The 22447-nt window shown below is 35.8% G+C and carries 16 protein-coding genes; 7 read left to right on the top strand and 9 right to left on the bottom strand.

Features of this window, described 5'->3' with window-relative positions:
- Positions 1-235: 235 nt before the first annotated feature.
- Genes HND39_08295 through HND39_08285 form a run of 3 tightly spaced genes read left to right on the top strand, consistent with a single transcriptional unit; the run spans position 236 to position 6074 of the window.
- Positions 236-2206 (top strand): hypothetical protein, encoded by a 1971-nt coding sequence (locus HND39_08295; protein ID QKJ96282.1) that lies wholly within the window; start codon positions 236-238, stop codon positions 2204-2206.
- 9 nt (positions 2207-2215) lie between these two features.
- Positions 2216-4201 carry a hypothetical protein gene (locus tag HND39_08290; protein QKJ96281.1) on the top strand — a complete coding sequence of 662 codons (1986 nt, stop codon included), beginning with the start codon at positions 2216-2218 and terminating at the stop codon, positions 4199-4201.
- Entirely contained in the window at positions 4164-6074 is a 1911-nt protein-coding gene (locus tag HND39_08285; GenBank protein ID QKJ96280.1) for a hypothetical protein, read from the top strand. Before HND39_08290 ends, HND39_08285 begins: the two co-directional genes overlap by 38 nt.
- A 51-nt stretch (positions 6075-6125) precedes the next feature.
- Here HND39_08285 and HND39_08280 read toward each other — a convergent pair whose 3' ends face one another.
- From HND39_08280 to HND39_08245, 8 genes are all read right to left on the bottom strand, one after another.
- Complete coding sequence (locus HND39_08280; GenBank protein QKJ96279.1) at positions 6126-7253, bottom strand: T9SS type A sorting domain-containing protein; 1128 nt, start codon at positions 7251-7253, stop codon at positions 6126-6128.
- 97 nt (positions 7254-7350) lie between these two features.
- The gene (locus tag HND39_08275) at positions 7351-8355 is read right to left on the bottom strand and encodes a PorV/PorQ family protein (protein ID QKJ96278.1); all 1005 of its coding nucleotides are present in this window, start codon (positions 8353-8355) and stop codon (positions 7351-7353) included.
- A 14-nt stretch (positions 8356-8369) separates the two neighbouring features.
- On the bottom strand, positions 8370-11897 hold the full coding sequence (locus HND39_08270; GenBank protein QKJ96277.1) for a hypothetical protein: 3528 nt from the start codon (positions 11895-11897) through the stop codon (positions 8370-8372).
- 18 nt (positions 11898-11915) lie between these two features.
- A complete protein-coding gene (locus tag HND39_08265; GenBank protein QKJ96276.1) occupies positions 11916-13901 on the bottom strand; it encodes a hypothetical protein in 1986 nt (661 codons plus the stop codon).
- Positions 13879-14709: a TonB-dependent receptor plug domain-containing protein gene (locus tag HND39_08260; GenBank protein QKJ96275.1), complete on the bottom strand. Its 831-nt coding sequence runs from the start codon at positions 14707-14709 to the stop codon at positions 13879-13881. The genes HND39_08265 and HND39_08260 overlap by 23 nt, the downstream gene beginning before the upstream one ends.
- Positions 14710-15119: 410 nt before the next feature.
- On the bottom strand, positions 15120-15362 hold the full coding sequence (locus tag HND39_08255) for a hypothetical protein (protein ID QKJ96274.1): 243 nt from the start codon (positions 15360-15362) through the stop codon (positions 15120-15122).
- Between the two features lie 3 nt (positions 15363-15365).
- Positions 15366-15602, bottom strand: coding sequence for a hypothetical protein (locus tag HND39_08250; protein ID QKJ96273.1), 237 nt, complete (start codon positions 15600-15602; stop codon positions 15366-15368).
- A complete protein-coding gene (locus HND39_08245; protein ID QKJ96272.1) occupies positions 15599-16159 on the bottom strand; it encodes a sigma-70 family RNA polymerase sigma factor in 561 nt (186 codons plus the stop codon). Before HND39_08245 ends, HND39_08250 begins: the two co-directional genes overlap by 4 nt.
- A 157-nt stretch (positions 16160-16316) precedes the next feature.
- Between HND39_08245 and HND39_08240 the strand changes: the two genes are divergently transcribed.
- From HND39_08240 to HND39_08225, 4 genes are read left to right on the top strand one after another with little or no spacing between them, the layout of a single operon-like run.
- The gene (locus HND39_08240; GenBank protein ID QKJ96271.1) at positions 16317-18296 is read left to right on the top strand and encodes a cyclic nucleotide-binding domain-containing protein; all 1980 of its coding nucleotides are present in this window, start codon (positions 16317-16319) and stop codon (positions 18294-18296) included.
- 36 nt (positions 18297-18332) lie between these two features.
- Positions 18333-19229, top strand: a complete 897-nt coding sequence (miaA, locus tag HND39_08235; GenBank protein ID QKJ96270.1) for a tRNA (adenosine(37)-N6)-dimethylallyltransferase MiaA — start codon at positions 18333-18335, stop codon at positions 19227-19229.
- Positions 19222-20577, top strand: coding sequence for a hypothetical protein (locus HND39_08230; protein QKJ96269.1), 1356 nt, complete (start codon positions 19222-19224; stop codon positions 20575-20577). The genes miaA and HND39_08230 overlap by 8 nt, the downstream gene beginning before the upstream one ends.
- Positions 20574-22049, top strand: a complete 1476-nt coding sequence (locus tag HND39_08225; GenBank protein ID QKJ96268.1) for an FAD-binding oxidoreductase — start codon at positions 20574-20576, stop codon at positions 22047-22049. Before HND39_08230 ends, HND39_08225 begins: the two co-directional genes overlap by 4 nt.
- On the opposite strand, the gene HND39_08220 is transcribed toward HND39_08225, so the two are convergent.
- Entirely contained in the window at positions 22050-22436 is a 387-nt protein-coding gene (locus HND39_08220; GenBank protein QKJ96267.1) for a response regulator, read from the bottom strand. It abuts the gene before it with no gap.
- Positions 22437-22447 lie beyond the last annotated feature (11 nt).

Below are 22447 nucleotides of genomic sequence, written 5' to 3'. Positions count from 1 at the left end.
TAATTTTTATTGCTTTTAGGATTGATTTTTTTTTGAAACTTTCTGAAACAGATTGATTAAATCATTACTAAAATAGCGATATTATCAGAATTCAGATATGCCAAAAGCAGCAGGTGTAAAAAAACCATTATCAATTGCATCGACTTTTGATTAGTGCTTCTGATATATTTATGACGTTAATTCAAATTTTTCTTTGGATGATTTTATAAAAGTTAATTAATCTAAAAGGATTTTTTTGCCGTTTTCGGATAAACATAAAAAATATATTCTGCAACAAAAAAATAAACTCTCAACTGAAGAAATTGCAAGAGAATTGAACGTTGATAGAACTCTCATCGAAGAATTTCTTAAATCATCAGAGAAATCAACACCACGCTGGTTTTATCTTGTTATGTTCTTACTACCTGTTCTTATAATTCTATTATTGGAAATCAGTTTGAGAATTTTCGATTACGGAAGAGATTACGAGCAATGGATTGCCGCTGGTAATGGCAGACTTACTTTAAACCCGGAAATAGCATTCAGATATTTTTATAATACTGAACGGGTTCCTTCTGCCAATCATAATTATTTTGATGAAATAAAACAACCGAACTCCTATCGTATTTTTATAATGGGAGGAAGTAGTGCCGCAGGTTTTCCTTACTCACCAAATGGTGCATTTTCAAGATACATTCGAAAAAGACTTGAATTGCTTTACCCGGATAAAAAAATAGAAGTTGTGAACATCGCAATGAGCGCAATTAATTCTTATGCACTGAGAGATTTGCTTCCGGGCGTTTTAAAAATGCAGCCTGACTTAATAATTATTTACGCAGGTCACAACGAATACTATGGTGCGCTTGGTGTCGGTTCAGTTGAAACTCTTGGAGATACAAGATTTATTGTGAACACAGTTATCTGGTTAAATCAGTTCAAAACTTTCGAGCTGCTTCGGAATATTATTAAATCAGTATCAGGTCTTTTCTCAGAGCCGGTAAAATCGGATGGAACATTGATGGCACGTATGTCTCAAAGGCAGCAAATTCCATATGAGTCGGAAAAATATTTTGCCGGATTGAATCAATTTGAAGGAAACCTTCGTGATATTCTGGAATTAACAAAGAATGAAAATGTTCCTGTAATACTTGGAAAATTGGTTTGCAATCTCAAAGATCAAAAACCATTTGAGTCAATTTTTAACAACAGGTTTCCTCCTGCTGATGAAATTTTTTTCAAAGCACAAAATGAACTTGCTTCGGGAAATTATAGAAACGCCGATTCTCTTTTCAGATTAGCAAAAGACCTTGATGCATTAAGATGGCGCGCACCGGAAAAAACTAATAAAATTATTGAGACTCTTGGAAAAGAATTTAATTATCCTGTTGTTGAATTAGATTCAATAATAAATGCTGAATCAGTATCAGGCATTGTTGGTGATGATTTGATTACTGATCATCTTCATCCAAATCTGAGAGGATTCCAGATTATTGGAAGAGAATTTTGTAATGCTGCAATTAACTCGGGAATTTTTCCGAAGTCAAATAATGATTATTCACTCCAGGTTCAGGATAGTTTGACTTTGAGCCGTTACAATTTTACAAAGCTCGATTCAATTACAGCACTTTACCAGATTATTATCTTAAAAAGTGATTGGCCTTACACAAAAGAAAAAATATCAGACGATGAAAAGTTTAAGCTTTTAAATATCCTGACTTATACCGATAGTCTTGCTTTTCTGACAGGGAAAGGTGATTTATCATGGGAAGCTGCTCATCTTAAGCTTGCACAGAGAAAATTAGCTGAAGAAAATTATAAAACATTTATTGAAGAAATAAATGCAGTTACAGATGAGTATCCATTTGATCCATATCCGTATGAAACTGCATCTCAATTGCTTGTAGATTCAAAAATGTTTAATGAAGCTTATCCTTTCCTGACAAAACTTAATGCGCTGAAATCCGGCGCGTATTCAACTAAGTGGCTTGGAATAATAGATTTGCTAAATAACAGAGTTGATTCGGCAATTAATTATCTTTCGAAAAGCATAAATTATAACTCATCCGACGCACAGGTTTATTATAACCTCTCAGGAGCATATTCAATAAAAAAAGATTATAATACTGCTTTGCAAATGGTCAACAGATGTCTTCAGATAGAACCAGATTACTCGATGGCAAAAGATCTTCAGCGGCAACTATTCAATGCAACCAGAATAATTAATTAGAGATCTGAATTGCCATTATCCGATAAACAAATTCAATTCATTAAGAAGAATTTTAATAAACTTTCTGCAAAGGAAATGGCAAAGCAGTTGAACGTTTCTGTTGAGGAGATTAATACATTTTTAAAAGAAAATAAACCTCCTGCTCCATTTTGGTTTTATACTTTGCTGATTGTCATCCCTGTTCTTTTCTTTGTCCTGCTGGAATCAGGTCTCCGCATTTTTAATTATGGCAAAGATGATCAAATATGGGTTGATATTTCTCAGGATATGCAAATACTAAACCCGGAACTTGGATATAGATATTTCTTCACAACGCAAAACCTGCCATTCTCCGTTGAGTCATTTATTTACAAAGAGAAAAAGGAAAACAGTTTTAGAGTATTTGTTGTTGGCGCAAGTTCAGCAGCCGGTTATCCATACTTATCAAGTGCTTCGTTCAGTAAATTCATTCGAAAAAAACTCGAGATCCTTTATCCCGATGAAACAATTGAAGTTGCTAACTTCAGCATGTCAGCAATTAATTCTTACACTGTCAGAGATTTAATGCCAGAACTTATCAAAAAAAATCCCGATCTTATGCTTATATATCTTGGTCATAATGAATACTATGGTGCACTGGGTGTCGGCTCTCTCGAATCTTTTGGTTCATCAAGATTTATTGTGAACACTACTCTCTGGTTAAATAAATTTAAAACTGTTGAACTGATAAGAAATATTGTTAAAACTTTATCTGCATTATTCTCATCTAAAGATAATGCAGTAACCGGTGGAACGATGATGGCTCAACTTGCAAAGGATAAATTCATCGAATATAATTCTGAAACTTTCTGGGCTGGTGTTGATCAGTTCGAAGGAAATTTGCGTGATATCTTATCAATGTGTAAAGAAGCAAATGTTCCTGTTATTGCAAGCACTCTTGCAAGCAATCTAAAAGATCAAAAGCCTTTTATTTCTGTTGATGATTCAGATTATCCGCCAGCAAATGAAATATTTAATGAAGCAGCCGAAAAAATAAAAGCTGGTGAGATTGACTCAGCTAAAAACTTATTTATTTATGCAAAAGAACTCGATGCTTTAAGGTTTCGTGCGCCTGAAGAAATTAATAATGTGATCATCCGGTTATGTAAAGAGTTCAATTATAGCTTTATCAGAAGTGATTCTTTGCTGAATTTTAAAAGCGAGGATGGAATCATAGGTGATGAACTGATGACTGACCATCTTCATCCAAATGTCAGAGGTTATCAATTGATCGGAAATTTATTTTTTAATGCGATGAAAAAAAATGGTTACCTGCCGATAACAGAACCATCTGACCTTGACGAGAAAACCACAGATAGTCTTGTTTTGGCTTATTATAATTTCACTAAATTCGATTCGACTGCAGCTGATTTCAGAATTAAGATTTTAAAAAATGATTGGCCATATATCAATCCACTAAACCAAATACCAAGAAACAGATTAATATTACTGAATAATTTAATTGACAGCCTCGCACTTGAAGTTATTGACGGAAGAATATCAAGAGAGAAAGCCCGATTGGAAGTGGCAAATTATTATCTGAGAAATAATGAAATGGTTAATTACTCAACCGAAATGGCAGCATTGATTGAAGAGTTCCCATTCCTTTATAAATATTATAATATCACGTCACGCGAATTAATTTCGGCAGGAAAGTTCCAGCAGGCATATTATTTTTTAAAACACGGATTCGACAGAAAACCCGATACTTTCAATACAAAGTGGCTCGGTATTATTGATCTTTCTCAAGGCTTTACTGATGATGCGATCAAATACCTCGAAGCGAGTTTAAAATTCAACAGTAAAGATGCGCAGGTTTATTTTAATATTACCGGGGCTTATGCTCAGAAAAAAGAATTCTCAAAAGCACTTGATGCTATAAATAAATGTTTACTAATCAATCCTGAATTCCAGCGAGCTGCGATAATTAAACAACAGCTTGAAGAAATTATTAATCAAAGTGATGCCGTTGAGTAAATCAGCTAATAGTTTAAATAATAATCGCAACCGATCACCATTTTGGTTTTATTTCGTTTTAATTTTGATTCCTGTTCTTTTATTTGTTCTGCTTGAAATTTTTCTTGGGATTATCAGATACGGAAGAAATAACGAACAATGGATTAAAATATCCGAAACTAAACAGATGCTTAATCCGGATATTGCAGGCAGATACTTCTTCAACACAAAAGATTTACCGCAGTCAAACAATGATGCATTTGATATTGTGAAGAGAAAAAATGCCTTCAGAATTTTTGTAATGGGCGAAAGTAGTACACAAGGATTTCCATTTTCTCCGAACGGAACATTCTCACGATATATCCGTGATCGTCTGGAGTTAATTTACCCTGATATTCATTTTGAAGTAATCAATCTCGGAATCACCGCAACTAATTCTTATACATTAAGAGATTTACTTCCGGAAGTAATTGAACAAAAACCTGATCTCATACTGATTTATGCGGGACATAATGAATATTATGGTGCATTAGGTGTTGGTTCTAATGAAAACATTGGCAACTCACGCGAGTTTGTGAATTTTCTGATATGGTTGAACCAATTCAAAACTGTTGAGTTGTTGCGAAATGTAGTCTCTGCAATTTCAAGTCTATTTAACAATGATTCAGAAATAAATGCTAATCGTCATGGAACTCTAATGGCAAGGATTGTCGATGATCAGTTAATTCCATTTAATTCAGAATCCTTTCAGATTGGCATCAAACAATTTGAAGGTAATCTGAAAGATGTACTTTACATGACAAAAGAAGCCGGAGTACCGGTTGTGATCGGAACGCTTGTAAGTAATTTGAAAGATCAGAAACCGTTCATTTCACTTGGTAGTAATACAGACACAAATGCAGATTCTATTTACTCAAAGGCACTTGAACAATTAGATAACAATAATAATCCTGCTGCTGATTCACTTTTCAGCAAAGCAAAGGATTTTGATGCACTCAGGTTCAGGGCACCCGAAGCAATCAACCGGATAATAAAAAAACTCTCTAAAGAATACGATTGCTGTTTGGTAAATGTTGATTCTATTTTCAACTACCTCAGTCCGGATGGGATTGTCGGAAATAATTTAATAGTGGATCATCTTCATCCATCACTTAATGGTTATCTCGTGATGGGCAAAATTTATTTTGATGCTATCCGGCAAAATAATCTTTTGCCAAAAGAAGATGGGATTCAGATGACGGATGAAAAACAGGATAGTATAGTTGTAACAAACTTTGCTTTTTCATCACTCGATTCAATGATTGCAAACATCAGGCTTCAGGGGCTATTGAATGACTGGCCATTTGTTGAAAGTCCGGATTTTTCTTTCATTAATCATTTATATTTAAAAGACATAATTGATTCGATCGCATATAAAGTTGCTGTTGAAAATGTTAATTGGGAAAAAGCCCATCGTGAAGCTGCTCAATATTATCTGTTAAAAAAGAATTACAAAGATTTTGCAAAAGAGTATAGTGTGATTGTATCGCAGTATCCATTCAAATTAAATGATTATGATTATGTAGCATCCACGCTTATCGAAGCAAAGCAGTATGCACTTGCATATAATTTATTGATCAAACGATTCAGAGAATCTCCTGATGCATTTTCAGCAAAATGGCTGGGCAATATAAATTTAAACCAGAACAATACTGATGAGGCGATAAAATATTTATCACTGAGCGTTCAGTTTGATAGCAAAGATGCTCAAACTTTTTATAACCTCGCAGGCGCATATATTCAAAAGATGGATTATCAAAATGCTCTGAAGGCGATTGAAAATTGTATCCTGATAACCCCGGATTTTCCCAATGCACAAGGCATCAGAACTCAACTCACTAATATTATCAAGTAATAAAAAAGCCCCGCAGAACGGGGCTTAACTTTTATTGAAACAATCCGTGGATTACTTCAATAAAATCATCTTCTTTGTTTCGGTGAAGCTGCCGGAACTAATCTTGTAGAAATAAATTCCACTTGTGAGATCAGAAGCATCAAAGTTAACTGTGTAAGTTCCAGCCGTCTTTGATTCATTTACTAATGAAGCAACTTTCTGTCCGATTGAATTGTAAACATCAAGTGAAACAAATCCCTCAGCAGGAATGCTGTAAGTAATTTTCGTTGATGGATTGAACGGATTCGGGAAATTCTGATCAAGAGAATAAGCAATCGGGGTTGAACCTGAAGGATCCTTTACATCAGTTGTGAATGTATGATTCCCCATAGTTCCAAACACATTATCAACTTGGACAGCCCAAGCTAAAGCAAATAAATCAATAACGTGGTTAGCGCCAATCGCATTTTCGTTGTCATTGCCACCGCCATTGTTAACTGCGTCACCATAGTTTATACCATATTTGTACTGAATTTCGAATATAGTGTAAGCCGGGAATGTAACAACCGCAGTAAAAATTTTATCGCTTGCTGTAAGATCACCGTGAGTACCATCATCGTACATTGGAATCATTCTATCAATCTGTGCATCCGGCCAACCTAAATCAGGCCATTGTAAAGGAGGAGTACCACCAGCCATATGAACTGTATTAATAGCAGGGAATGGCTGACCATTGATAGCTGATACGGCATTATTACAATCAACGGTAAATGTAACATCCGTTGGTTGATTTGTAACAGTTTGTAATGTTCCATCATTAAAAGCACGTGAGATTACTGCTGAACCATTATTGTAATCGTCCTGAGTCAGGATATATCTTCTATCAGATCCACCTTCCCAGTTGCTTGGTGTGTAGAAAAACTTATACCCGGTAATAATCGTGTCACCTACTTCTGCATCAAACACTGTATCAGGTACTTCGCTTACGTAAAGGTTCGGATCCAGCGTACTGGCAACAAGGTCATGACGACCCCATCCATTGAAATTACCTCTTGCTGCAACAGTATCTGAAGTATTAAATCTGCCAGAGAGAATTTCAATTTCCATATTACATTCCCAGTTAACGAGAATGTTCTTGGGCTGGGCAAATGTTAAGCCCGTTAACAAGAGCAAAAATGACATGTAGAGCAATTTTTTCATATTATTATCCTTTTTTTATTGTGAAAAGTTGCAATTATTTAGAGTCTCGTTTTTAAATATAGAAAATTTTTCAACAAAAAATTATTCAATTAAATGGTCAAAATTTAACCCCTAAAGAAAAATGCTGTGTATAGTCAAGTACACCAAAATCCTGATAAGCATAATCTACTCTTACACCGAAGTCACTCGCGAAATCATAATTCAATCCTACACCTGCCGTAAACCCTTCTTCGGAGTTAGAAAGAAATAGTGACTTATAACCTAATCTGAATGCAATAAGGTTATTGAACATATATTCACCACCAATATTTATTGATTCATCATTGTCATTCGGGTGCAATGCATCGACTGCAAGTGTAAGCCGATGTTGTTCAATATTTACTACATCCATCGCCAGACCGATCCTGAAAGTCAATGGTAGCGGGAATTCATCTGTTCTCAGAGAGGCGAGTATTTGATCGTTGTTGCCATAGTTGTTAGGATCGATATCATGTTGAACAAGCAGATCCTGTCCATCCATCCTCATACCGGTTCCAAAGTTTGTAATGGTTGCAGCGATTCTTAATCCATAAATATCGGATAAGAACAATACACCTAAATCAACTGCGAATGCACTGGCTGAGCTGTTCCATATTTTTTGTTGAACATATTTCACAGTTCCACCGAGTGAGAATCTGTCTGTAAGATTATATGCGTAAGTCAATCCAAGTGAAAGATCATTAGCTGAGAACATTTGTCCTGTGCCATCCTGTTCGGCAAGTGTTGTAATTTCCATTTCACCATAATTAAGATAAGTCAGGTTTAATCCAACTGTTCCAGCATCTCCGAGTTTTACCATAGCCGCAGCCCATTCATAATTAATATCGGCAAACCAGGTTGAATGAGCGAAGATTGCTTCATTCGTGCTGCTTCGTGAAGCACCAGCTGGATTCCAATACAAAGCACTGATGTCATTTGCAGTAGCAGTAAAAGCTCCACCCATCGAAATTGCACGTGGACCAACACCTATATTCAAAAATGGAGCTGCAGTTGATCCTATTTTTGATTGACCAAATGCAGATGCAGCAGTGAGAAAAATAAATATTATTATAAACTTTTTCATAATTTTATTCTCCATTATTTAATTAAGGCAAATTTGCCGATCTTAGTACCGATGCCGGGTGCATCAACAACAAATACATAAACACCGAAGGCTACATCAATATTTTCTTCAGTTCTTAAATTCCAGTAAACATCACCAACATAGAGACCTTCTGAATAAAGTGTCCTTATTAGTTCACCTCTTACAGTAAAGATTGATATTTTTGATCCCGGCGGAACATAGGTAAATCGAATTTCGCGTTCGCCTCTTCCGCTTGTTTGTGTACTGAGTAGCCTTTGCTCACCGGCATGAGTAACGATATACGGATTAGGAACTACTTTTATTTTATCAAGTTGATCTTTTGCAAGTTCATTATCAATTTTGGCTCCGGTCATGGTGAAAAAGAAACTATCGTTCTGGTTGAACGGTTTGAATGTAAGAATGTTAAATGTTCCTGCTGTTTCCAGTTCACTTAATGATCTGTATCTTATATTTACACGCCACGTCCTTACATATTGACCCTGCACAAATTCCTTAAACCAGATGCTGTACGTATAACTTAAATTACCAACCCTCAAATACACGGCATCTACATACTGATCTTTCGTAAGATTTTTAACCTTAAAGTTTATTGGTCTCGCAGGAACTATATTTCCTGCTCCAACTCCGACAGTATCCACAACTGAAGTATCAATTATAGAATCATAAAACTCAATTACATAATCATTTGGTGTTGCATAACCATTGTAGTTTGGGTTATTAGCAACAAACCGCAATACTTCAAAAGTTGGTGGTGGATCAGATGGAATGTTTGAAGCATACGATGTATCAACCGCAATATTATCGTTGTACAGTTGAACCCTGAATCCGTGCCTGACCGGAGTTTCACCATAAAATGAATCGGATTGGAGAATGAGAGCATCGTACACAGCAGTGTAATAAGATTGACCAACAACGCTAACTTTGGAACCGTTCACAATTATCGTATCAGTACCGGCAGGCAGTGGAATTGAATCGTTTGGATTAACTATATAAGTTTGATTTGCAATTGGAACAAAAACAGTATCCGGTGTTTGCAAATCAAGCAAAGTCCAGTTAGATGTTAAATCCGTAAGTCCTGTATCTTGAAATACGATCTGATAATTGAATCCATCTTTTATTTTTGCTTCATCAATTATTTCCACTGCGGCATAACCGGTTCCGAAGAAAGGATCAGATTTATCCAGATCATCAAGAAATGCATTCGAATATCCTGCTGGTCTTCTGCCCGGTGTTATGAATGCGGTGTTATCATCAAGAATGACTTCACCAGTATTGGAACGGAAAATAAATTTAGAATTTTCTTCCGGGAAAATATCAGGGGTACCATCTCCGTGGTCAAATGCACAGACTGCATAATAGTAAGTAATACCCGGAGTAACTGTCGAGTCAACAAAACGATTAACTATGCCATTACCTTCTCCGAAATAATATGTAATTCCACCAAAAGCTTCCAGCAACTCAGCACTCGGAATAAAGAATCCATTGTATTGATTTGCCAGATCGTACTGTGCAATGGGCTTATCAAATGTTAAAACACCGAGAGCATTTGTTATGGTTCGTGCATCCCTGAAGTTTGCGTCAGTTGCCCGGTAAATTTTATAACCCTCAAAATCCTGCTGCTTGGTTACAAAGTCACGAGAATTTTCTGTCTCTTCCCCATCCCAATAAATTACAACCTTACCATCATTATGCGTGATATTTATCTTCGGTTTCTTTGGTGCCTGAGGGAAGGCATATCCAGCATTATAAATTTGCTGCACTATTTTTTTATTTTTTACAATATCAGCATAATCTTCTCCAAAGAGCAGTGATACAGAAAATCTTTCTGATGTTTTTGGGAAGAGGGGGAAAAATCCTGAGCTGTAAATAAAATCACCATCCTGTGGAGTTGCGGGAACAACATCAAATCTTCCAGGTGTCATTCTTCTCCAAAGAGATGAATCAATACTTAAATCAGGGGCACTCTGCAATTCAAAGAAGTTAAAGCCTGTAAGACCAATCTGATCGGATTCATCAGGATCGGTTTTTCCAAAATTGGGCTCACCCTGTGTTGGGATTCCATCACCTTCCCCAAAATCAGGTCCCGGATAATTATCGTCTTCCGGTCCCAACCCATCCTCACCGAGATCATCAAATCCCGGATCCCAGTCACCATCTTCATCAATATCATTATCTCTTCTTTCATCGATTAAAAGATCATTCACTCCGGCGCCGGTAACAAAATTTTTATATGACAAACCTGTTAATCCCCGCCTAACTCTGGTTTCATAGTGAGTAGCCTGGTTTTCATCCACTAAACCATCAAGATCGTTGTCAATTGCATCGTTAGCTGAAGGATGAGGAATAAAAATTTCTTGTCCATTTACTAAAGTTAAAGTTGCATTACCTTCTCTGAACTGAGTAACGCCCGGTTCAATAATAAATCTGACTCCGAGTGAATAAACTGTATCAGTAGTAGCTTTAACTGTGTGAAGCGTTCTTTTATAAATTCTTAATCCCTGCGCATCCACTGTATCAGTAATAAGTACTACCTGATTACCTGCACTATAAATTACAGCATTAAAATCTGACGAAGTAAATTTTGGTGAATTAGATTTGGAATCATTGTCGTTATCAATTCCATCGAAAGGATTCCCCGGAGATTCCAGAAATGCATAGCCAACATATCCAACTTTTTGTCCGCGGTTACCAATTCCATCACTATCCCAGGAATAAGTTATCCAATCGTTGATGTCAAAAAATCCAAGATCATCCTGGCTGTCACCATCACCACCAGCAAGAGTTCCAACTATCGTTCCGAAATTTGCTTTCTTATAAAGTGTCGTCCCATCATTATTAATTTCATATAACCAGAATATAGCATCTTCAGCAAGGAAGCTTGACCATTGAAAACCTCTCTGTCTCATTCGCAAAGCCATTCCATATCTTGATAAATTAGTTGAATCAGGTTTAAAATTTGCATTGAATTCATCATCCCAATCATCATCGGCTTCAAAGAAAGATTCCTGATCAGCGTTTTGAATACCACGTCCAAAATATCCAAACCATTGTGTGGTTCCGTTTGCATCTTTCCAGTTTCTTGCAATCGGATCATTCCAACCTTCAATTGGCCAAGTTTCAGGAAGGTGACTCATCGCAACACCTTTTACATTTGGATTTCTGAAACCGGGAACAGGATTCCAGCCCCAGAAATAACCGCTCGGGCTTTTTTCATCAAACTGACCTTTTCTCGGACCACGCGAAATCACAACAGACTGAAGCGTATCATTAAGTGTATTAATGAATTCTACACCGATCAATGGTATGCAATCGCCAATGTAGTTTTCACCCGAACCGAGGGGCCATTCACCTCTTATATCAATTCCTGTGTTCACACCAGCAATCTGACCATCATTATAAAAAGTTATTGCGGCTCTGTTTCCTGTATGGTAACCAATTGTAAGCAATGCCGGATCGCTGGTTCGCTGCGCGATAATACTGCTTCCGGAAAGGAGGAATACTATTAAAAATATTTTCTTCATAATTACCTTCACTAAAAATTAAAAGTTTAAACCTAATCCGAGTTCAACTCTTCTCGGCTCGGAGAAGTAAGTGGGATTAGTGTAAAGTTCATCAAGTGTATTATTATACATAACTGGATTAATTTTTTCAGCTTCAAGTTTTGCAAATGTAAAGAATGGATCACCTGTGTCTGTATAAATATTAACCGGGTTGTCAAAGTCTAACAAGTTAAATACTCTCAGGAAAACGGATAATAGAGTCCCTGTTGTAATTTCGAAATCTTTATAAACTCTTAAATCAACATTTACGATTGTAGGTTTATCAGAGCTGTTTCTCGGGAAAGCATTTTGTGTAACTCTTGTATTTTTATTAACCGAAGGTGTGTACGGCTGACCTGAAAAGAAATTACCTATCAGAGAAAATCCCCAATCATTTGATTTTGAATATGCCAAAGAAACATTAAGTGTGTGCGTCTGGTCCCAGTTAAGCGGTGCAATGAATGTTTCAGGTAATGCACCACCAAGCGCAGCATTTCTTGAATCAGCCGGATCAGAAGCATTTCCTTTTGTATCTGAGAATGTATAATCTAAGTACGCAGCAAAACCACCTGTAAATCTTTTTGTAAACTTTACGACAAATCCTCTCGCATATCCAAAATCTGAATTTATATATTGACTATAAGTCTGTGCACCGCCAAATACAACCACATCCTGCGTCTGAGTTCCGGTGAGATCACGGAAATCTTCAAAGAAAACAGTTGCATCAACTGACATGTCATCACCTATCTGCTGCTGCAATCCGATTTCACCTTTAACGGTCTGCTGCGGTTCAAGGTCAGTATTGCCAAACAAACCAGCATTACCCGAGTTTACGCCGAGCTTGAATCTTGGATTCTGATAAAGGTATTCATAACGCGGAAGCTGTAAGAAATGTCCGTATGAAAAATGAACTACACCATTTGCTGAAATCGGAAAAGCTAAACCAACACGCGGACTGACCTGAGTTTTGGCAGAAGCATCACTATACCAATAACTTTCTCTCTCTGCCAAAGTTTTTGTTGCTTCACCAGGATCCTGAACTCCGTTTCCATTTGCATCATTGAATCTGTTATTTGGTTTCAGCGGATTGTAAATATTCGGATCGGTTGGGTCATTCAAAATAACCCCATCCGGCTGGAAGTAGTCAACTCTTAATCCGAGATTGAAAATCAGGTTAAATGCTTCGAATTTCGATTGTACATAACCGGAAATTTCGTCTGGTTTATGATCGTAGGTATCATAATCAGTTGATGCGATTGCAGGAATTTCAACATTATATGGATTGACTTTCTGACCGTTTACATCAAGCATCGGAACAAGATTTATATTCTCAAGGTAAATTTGATTTCTTCGGTAATCTCCGCCAAACTGTAAATTAATTTCCTGATTAAGCTGTGTTGTCCAATCCAACTTAGCTCCGTACGTCCCCGTATTTCTTACGAAACGATTATTATTCGTACCTCCGACTCCAAAGCTGTATGGGGGTGTTACAACGGTAGAATTATCTTCATAGTTTGTAGGTTTGGCAGAATTACCGGTGTAAATTTCTTCAAACAAATACTGTCTGTAATCTCTGAAGGCATAACTCAAATTCAAAGTGTAAAAGCTGTTCGATTCCACAGCATGATTAATAGTAAAAATATTTGTATAAGATTTATTAAATCGCAAGAGATTATTATCTGGTGTGAGCTTATTGAAGTGATCATAATCCTGATAATCCCGATGTTCGAGCAGATAATTGTAACTTAGTTTAACTCCTTCAAAAAGCCGGTACGTTAATTTTCCCTGACCGTAAATCGTTTCACTTTCGTTCATTGAAACAAATTCACCATCACCATTAGACTGAACTTCAAATTGCTGAGTAATAGGATTTTCAAATGCCCGGTCACTTATTAAATATACTCTTTGACCATACAGATAGCCGGTGTTATAATAATATCTTCCATTAAGATAAAAGAAGAGTTCATCCTGGAAGGATTGGTCCACTAAGACTGCCTTCAATATTTCTTATACCAACGGGATTTAAATCATCCACATTAGTAAAAACATCTGTTTTATCAGAAACATAATCGCCGCTGTACATCTGAATATTAGCATTGAAGTCATTACTCCCATCTTTTGTAACAAGATTCACAACACCAGATTGTGCCTGACCATATTCAGCATTGAATGCACCACTGATCACCTGTAATTCCTGAACTGAATTCTGGTTTACATTAATAACACTACTTCCATCATAAACATCAGTGACAGGCACACCATCAATCTGGTAAGCGACCTGGTTAGATCTTCCACCTCTGATATGTATGTTTCCTCCGGAAATAACGACGCCAGCCTGAAGTTTAAGCACATCCTGAATTTCAGCAACCGGTAATTGAGAAATAACGTCATCTCCAACTATAGAAGTGCTTGCTGTCAGATCCATTTTTACAAGTGGCTTGGTTGCAATTACAACTACTTCTTCACCTAACTCAACCGATGCTTCGGAAAGTTGAAAATCAATTGTGGTTGTCAGATCAATTGAAATTTTAACATCCTGGTAAGTAACACTGTTGTAACCTATTGCCGAAGCTTTTACTTCATAAGTTCCCGGCGGTACGTTGATGATAGAATAATATCCATCAATATCTGTTGCCGCACCAAGAGTAGTTCCCATGATAACAACATTAACAAAAGGAAGAGGTTCTCCGGTGTCATCAACTACACGACCAGCCAGTCGTCCGGTTGTTCCTGCAAAAATGATCTGGTTGGAGATCATCAGAATTGAAAGTAAAATCTGTGTGAATATTTTCATAAGATGCTCCTGTTTAACATTCATACAAAGCTGAAAAAAATTCGGTTATTTTATATTTGTCAGTTTATAATCTTTACGAGAAGTAAGTAATCATACTTACAACAAGTCAAACTTAGCGGGGGTATATTCATTCTTCACTGCTGTATGATTCTGAGGTGACTACTCAATAAGTGAAAACAGATTGTCAGCAGAATATGTTGATCAAAAGAAAATTTGTTATGAGGAAGCAGTAAAGAATTATCGAATATTACACCAAGTTTCGTTTATGTTTGATTACAATCTGATAGTTAATAAAAACTGATAAATTATATGCAATATTAACACGATTTTTAACGATCAGCAAACGATGCCTACTGTTTAGAATTCGCTGAGTGTGCAATATCACAAAATCATCAGCACAGGAAGAAGAATTAATTTAAATTACACATACCCGATGAACAATTTACAGCGGGAAGACTGCAGTTTCCATTAGTACAATCTGCTGATGAAAATTTTGATTCGTTCTTCATACTTGAGTTGAATGATGAAAACAGTTTTTGGTTTTTATTTGAATTGCAAATAGGACAACAAACTTCTGCTTGTATAGTTGCAGATTTATGAAAGTATTCGAATTTATTTTCACAGACTGAACATTTGTATTCAAAAACAGGCATTAGTTATTCCTCCAGGCCAAGCATTTTCATTAAACGACCGTGAGCTTCTTCAGGCAACTGAACATTATATTTTCTATAACATTCAATTGTAATTTCAACAGATTTAAAATATTCTTTGCAATTTGGACAATTCTCAAGATGATTTTTAACTTCAGCACATTTTTCGTCATTCAGGTTTTCACCCAAACTTTCGCAAACGTGTTTCATTACCTCTTTACAAGTTATTTTTGTTTTTTTCATCTGCTGAATGCCTCGTTAATTTCCTTTCTTAAAAATGCTCTCGCTCTGTGAAGCCTGGATTTGACTGCCGCTATAGATAGCTCAGTAACTTTTGCTGTCTCTTCAGTGGAGAGTCCTTCAACATCTCGAAGTAAAAATACAAGCCGATAGTCAGGTGATAAATTCTGTATTGCTGTATCAAGAATTTTTTTTAATTCTTTATTCTCAGTATCCTTATATGGAATCGAGCTCCAATCAGCAGCATATTTGTCTTCGAATAAATTTTCCTCATCATCGAGAGAAACAAACTGACGACTTTTTGCTTTCCGTGCCATCATAAGGCAGTGGTTAGCAACAATACGGTAAAGCCATGTTGAAAGCTTTGAGTTATGATCAAACTGATGAAGCGATTTAACCATACTGTAAAAAGTTTCCTGCATTATCTGTTCCGCATAATCTTTATTCCGGCAAATCTTGAAGGCAAAATTATAAATAGTCTGTTCATACTTTTTTATCAACTCTGCCATTGCTTGTTTATCGCCGGCTTGTGCATTTTCAATGAGTTTTTTTTCGTCCATTTGTATGATGTTTTTGAGTAATTTAGGATTCAAAACTAATGAAATTATGGATATTAAACTCAGCTTAGGTGTCAATGTAATCTTAAATCATTGCACATTTATAGCAGGATAACTAATTTTATCTCTAATTAAAAAATTGATATTCACTTTTTAAAATATGCCAATTACCAGGACAACACGGGATATCCGAACTAACAAACTTTTTACAGGTGTAAAGGAATCCGTACTAAATACCTTTTTTGATCAGAAAGAATTAAAAGAAGCACGGGAAGGTGAAATTATTTACAGAACCGGTGATCAGAGTAACTCACTCTATCTGATTGTCAAAGGTGAAGCAAGAGTTAAATTTCCATCTCACAGTTACATCTCAAATAAAATATTAAATGATTTCTTTGGTGAAAAAGAGATTAATGATGACACAAAGCGCATCTCAACAGCAATGGCTTTCACCCGATTATTATACTATAAGATTGAAAAACCCATACTGTATAGTATCTTCAAAAAGAGCCCATCTGTTGAAGATAATTTCAGAAAGTTTGGAGAATTTAAACTGCCGGAACCTTCTCTGGATGCTGAAAGAAAGTTTAATATTGCCGAAAGAGATAAACCAATAAGTTTTAAAGCTTTCGCAAATGGAAATAAATCGGATGAAGAAAAAAAATCTGAGAAAGAACCACCACCAGTACAAACTCAGCAACTACTGCCTGACCTGGATCTAATGGAAAAATCAATTGAGCAGGAAGATGAATTTACCATTGAAGATAACCTTGAACTTGAACAGGCATTGGAGGAACTGAGCGAATTAGCAATTCAGGATGATTCAGATATTTCCGATTCATTTACCACTGAGAATGAAGAAGTTGTTCCCGAAATTGACGAGCAAACAAGCAATTCAGATTTGAAAGAAACTGAGAACAGGACTTTTACTTTCAAATCAAATGATGAGGTAAAAACACTACCGGTAGAATCTGGCATTAACAGAGAGATAGTAAGAAAAATATTTCTTGCTCTAAATAGAATTTTCAGTGGAATTAATATTATCGACTTAATAAAGAACTCCAAGCGATCAATTCGGGATCTTTTGAGTTCAGAAAGTGCTGATCTGATTTTTGTTGAGGAGAAAAAATCATCAATGCACCGGATTATTACTCAGGAAGGAAAAAGTAAAACTGAGTATTTTGAGATAACAGATGGGTTAACAGGTGCTTGTGCACTTCGGAAATCTCCAATTAATTTTGACAGACCTTCTGAAGACAGCAGATTCAATTCAAAGATTGATTACCCGGGCCCGGCAAGAATGAAAAGAATTCTCTACTTCCCTGTTTTAAGTGATGTTGGTGAAACTGTTGCAGTTATTCAGGCTGCAAGAGACAACAAAAAATATACTGATGATGAAGTCTCCTATTTGACTATGATAAGCAAACAGCTTGAAACGGCTATCAGCCGTACAAAAACCCTGGAATCATTACTGAATAAAGAAAAATTAAATTCAGGAAAAAAGCTGAGAGATGTTATCACTAAGGAGATACATATCCCGGTAGAAATTATCGATAGCTACACAAAAATTTTAAGTTCAAAAAATCTTCCGCCTGATACTGATGATATTGTCAGGATGCTTCAAAAACAAGCAGCTTCGGTTATTGATCTTACCGATAGTATGTTGAAAGTTTTATTGGACGAAATTTCCCTCGAAACCAGCAAAGTTCATTTTAACGAATTCATTGATGATGTTCTTGAACTGCTCTCTGAATATTGTGAAACTCAGGAAGTTAAACTTTTTAAAAAAATCGGTGATGGTGCTGTTGTAGAAATTGATCGTGCTAAACTTTATACAGCAATTTTTCAGTTAATAAAGGCTTGCGTCGCCGATTGCCGAGATGCCGGGAAAATTTACTTCAGCACTGAACTCTCTGCAGATAAAATTTTATTGTCAATCCAAAATGAAGGTAAAGGTATTATCGTGTTTCCTGACGGTGAAATACTGGATTACTTTTACTACAAAGAAAAAATAAAAGACGATGATGTTCATCTGCTTCTTGCTAAAAAAATTATTAATGCACATTCAGGAAATATTGAAGTTGAAAGCATTAAGGGAGTTGGATCAACTTTCCGAGTACTGATTCCAGTTGCTAATTGAGCGATTGAAATTATTTCCCTGTGAATTATCAATTTTATGCCTTTCGATTTAGTCTGTATTTTAGGTCCAACCGCATCTGGTAAAACCAGTATAGCAGCAAAACTTGCTGCCAGTATAAATGGAGAAATTATTTCGGCGGACTCACGTCAGGTGTACCGGGATATGAATATTGGTACAGGAAAAGATCTGATCGAGTTCAAAAAAAATAATGTGGATTATCATTTAATTGATATTGCCGAACCAGCCGATGAATATAATGTTTTTCGTTTCTTAAAAGATTTTACTGCTGCATACGATGCAATCAGAAATAATAATAAGATACCAATATTGGTGGGTGGAACCGGATTATATTTATCAGCAGTAATTCAATCATACAGTTTTCCCGAACTAACTGATTTCGAATCGGATAATTTAGAAAAGTTAACTTTGTCTGAACTAAGGGAATTATTAAGAATGTTAAATCCAAGGCTGCACAATGTTACAGATCTGAATTCAAGAGAACGGCTTGTAAAAGCTATTATAATCGGACATTCAGGAGAAAACGCAAATGAGAGAAAAATTAGTTTGAACTCATTGAACATTGGAATCAAATTGAATCGCGAAGAAATAAAAAGCCGGATAACTGAACGTTTAAAATCCAGACTATCAGGAGGAATGATTGAAGAAGTTGAATCTCTTCTTCAAAAAGGAATCACTCCGGATAAACTAAACTATTTTGGTCTGGAGTACAGATTTATTTCGCAGCATGTTTCCGGGAAACTCAGCTATAATGACATGTACCAGAAACTAAACAGCGCAATACATACTTTTGCCAAGAAACAAATGACGTGGTTCAGAAAAATGGAACGTGAAGGTGTAGAAATTAACTGGTTTCATCCTGAGCATTACGATGAAATAAAAAAATTTGTTCTCTCTAAATTGTTCGATGAATAAAGTTTTGCCAAATGATGTTTTCAATTACCTCGAAAAAAAATCCTACCGGGATTGGCAGCTTGAATGGGATTCTGTTTCCGGAATAGAGGCTGCGATAGTTGTTCCTGCAATTTGTGAATTTGAGAATCTCAAAACTCTTATTCAATCACTTTCAAAAAATGATACGGACTCTCTTAAGAAAACTCTGCTGATTTTTGTAATCAATAACTCAGTTACATCTGACATTGATGTAAAACTTAATAATCAGAATACAATTAAGTTTTTAAGACAGCTAAATACCGGCGATTCTTCTAATCACTTACAAAGTGAAATTATAAAATCCGGTTTAAGGATTGGATTAATTGACGCTTGTTCGGAAGGTTGTGAGTTTAACGAGAAGTTAAGCGGCGTTGGTTTTGCTCGAAAAGTCGGAATGGATTTAGCGTTAACAACTTTTGATTACTCTATCCCCGGTAAAAAAATAATTATCTCGCTTGATGCCGATTGCATTGTTGACACAAATTATATCAGTGAAATAATTAATTATTTCACTGTGAATTCTACTTCCGTTGCAAATATTGAGTTCGAACATAACTTTTCTGAAAGTAAAATTAACAGTTCAGGAATAATTGCCTACGAAATTTTTTTGAGGCATTATGTGACCGGACTTCTTTTCGCTAAATCACCTTTTGCTTTTCATACAGTTGGTTCAACTCTAATATGTGATCACAAAGCTTATATTACTGCTGGCGGAATGAATACTAAAAAAGCTGCCGAGGACTTTTATTTCCAGCAAAAGCTTGCAAAGCATTTCCGTGTTGAACGGATTCTTACTACAAGAGTCAGACCTTCTGCAAGAGAATCCTGGCGGGTTCCTTTTGGTACTGGCAGAACTATGATGGAGATTTCATCAGGGGAAAAAAATATTCAAGTCTATGATCCGGACATATATTTAATTCTTAAAAATTGGCTTGAATTATTCTACTCGGATTTATCTTTAAATATTGAGTCATTAATTTCGGAAACTAAAAAGATTCATCCTGAACTATTCAATTTTCTAACTAATAGAAATTTTATTCGAGACTGGACAAATATTCTTGAAAACAGCAAATCAACTAAACAATTGAATTATCAGAGGAAAAATTTATTTGACGCTTTCGAAACACTTAAACTAGCACACTACCTGCGTGATAAAGCTTTCCCGATGATGGAGATTTCTCCGGGAGTTAAAAAATTATTTAGGATTTTAGAGCATAATTATAAATTAGATTTGGAAAATGGGAATATTATTTCTGATAAATATCTCGGTAAATTATTAACTGAAATCCGTTCAGTTGAGTTTTCACTTTACGAAAACCTGAATCAATGATTACAAAAACAGAACAAAACGAAATACAGGACTATCTTAAAGACGCATCAAATACAAAAGGCTTTTGTGAAGCAGTTGTTTATCCTGAAAGTTCTGACGACGTTGTGACGATTTTGAAAAAAGCAAATGACGATAAAATTAAGGTTACTGTCTGTGGAAATCGAACCGGATTGTCCGGTGGTTGTGTTCCTGATGGAGGGATTGTTCTTTCAACAGAAAAGCTGAATGATATTCTTGAGATCAATGAAGAAAAAAAATATGCAGTGGTTGAACCCGGAGTTCTTCTTTCTGATTTTTTGCAAATTATTAAACCGTTGAATTTGTATTATCCGCCAGATCCAACAGAATTAAACTGTTTTCTTGGTGGAACTGTCGCCACTAATGCATCAGGTTCAAAAACTTTTAAATATGGAACGACAAGAAATTTTGTGCTTGGTCTTGAGATAATTCTGCCAACCGGTGATCAATTGATTCTTGAAAGAGGTCATATCTTCGCTGATAATTATGACTTATCATTAACATTATCAAGCGGAAGAAAAATAAATTTAAGAATACCTCCCGCAAAAATTCTCATCACAAAAAATAATGCGGGATATTTCTGCAGGAAAGATATGGATGCAATTGACCTCTTTATCGGTTCTGAAGGAACACTTGGAGTTATAACTAAAATAAAATTAAAATTACTTACTGCACCCGAAATGATTTTGTCATCGGTTATCTTTTTTAATTCTGAAGAAGATGGTTTAAACTTTGTTGAACAGGCAAGAGATGAATCATACAAATCAAGAAAAAACAAATCTGATTTTGGTATTAACGCTTTATCATTAGAATATTTTGACAATAACTCACTGAATTTTTTAAGCGCAGATTACCCGAATATTCCAGTGGAGGCAAATTCTGCCGTTTGGTTTGAACAGGAAACAGACGAACATTCCCAAGATAAAATCACTGAAGAATGGATGAGTCTGATAGAAAAACATTCCGGAAACCTGGAAAATTCCTGGATAGCAATGAATGAAAAAGACAAATTGCATTTTGTTGAGTTCCGCCATAGAATCTCGGCAAAAGTAAATGATTTTATTTCGTCCAGAAATTTGCAAAAGCTGGGGACTGATTTCGCTGTGCCTGATAATGAGCTAAAAAAGTTTTATTATAAATTGAAATCGGATGTTGAATCAACAGGATTTGATTATGTTATTTATGGGCACTTCGGAAATTCTCATATTCATTTAAACATACTACCAAAAAACTCCGACGAATTTGAAAAAGCGAAAGCACTATACCAGAAGATGTGTATCTCTGCTATCAAATCCGGAGGAACATTTTCTGCTGAACATGGTGTTGGTAAAAATAAAAAGGCGTTGCTTTCTGAGATGTATGGAACGGATGTTATAAATCAAATGTTCAGGATAAAACTAAATCTTGACCCAAACCAGATTTTGTGCAGAGGAAATTTATTTGATAATCAATAATCACCGTTTGAGTGCTTTATTTATTTTATCAATAAGCGCTTTTTTAGTAAATGGTTTTGAGATAAAATCTGAACAGCCGCAATCCATTATTTGAATTTCTGCTTCCCGATACGCATGTGCAGTTACAGCAATAATCGGAGTATTAGCATAAAGTTGATCTTTTCTTAATCGCTTCGCTAATTCAAATCCATTAAGACCCTGGCAAAGATTAATGTCAAGTAAAATAACTTCAAATTTTTTTTGTTTGATTTTTTGAAGCGCTTCTGTTGAATCAGATGCGGAATGAATATCAAAATGATCTTTTAAGTACATATTGACAATTTCACGATTTGCGCTATCGTCCTCAATACAGAGTACTGCCACCTGCGCTCCTTTTTCTTTTTGCATCACGTTCTCCT

Source organism: Ignavibacteriota bacterium (assembly GCA_013285405.1).
Classification (GTDB): Bacteria; Bacteroidota; Ignavibacteria; order Ignavibacteriales; family Ignavibacteriaceae; genus IGN2.
The sequence above is the reverse complement of the archived record's forward strand: the minus strand, read 5'-3'. Positions and strand labels throughout refer to the sequence as shown.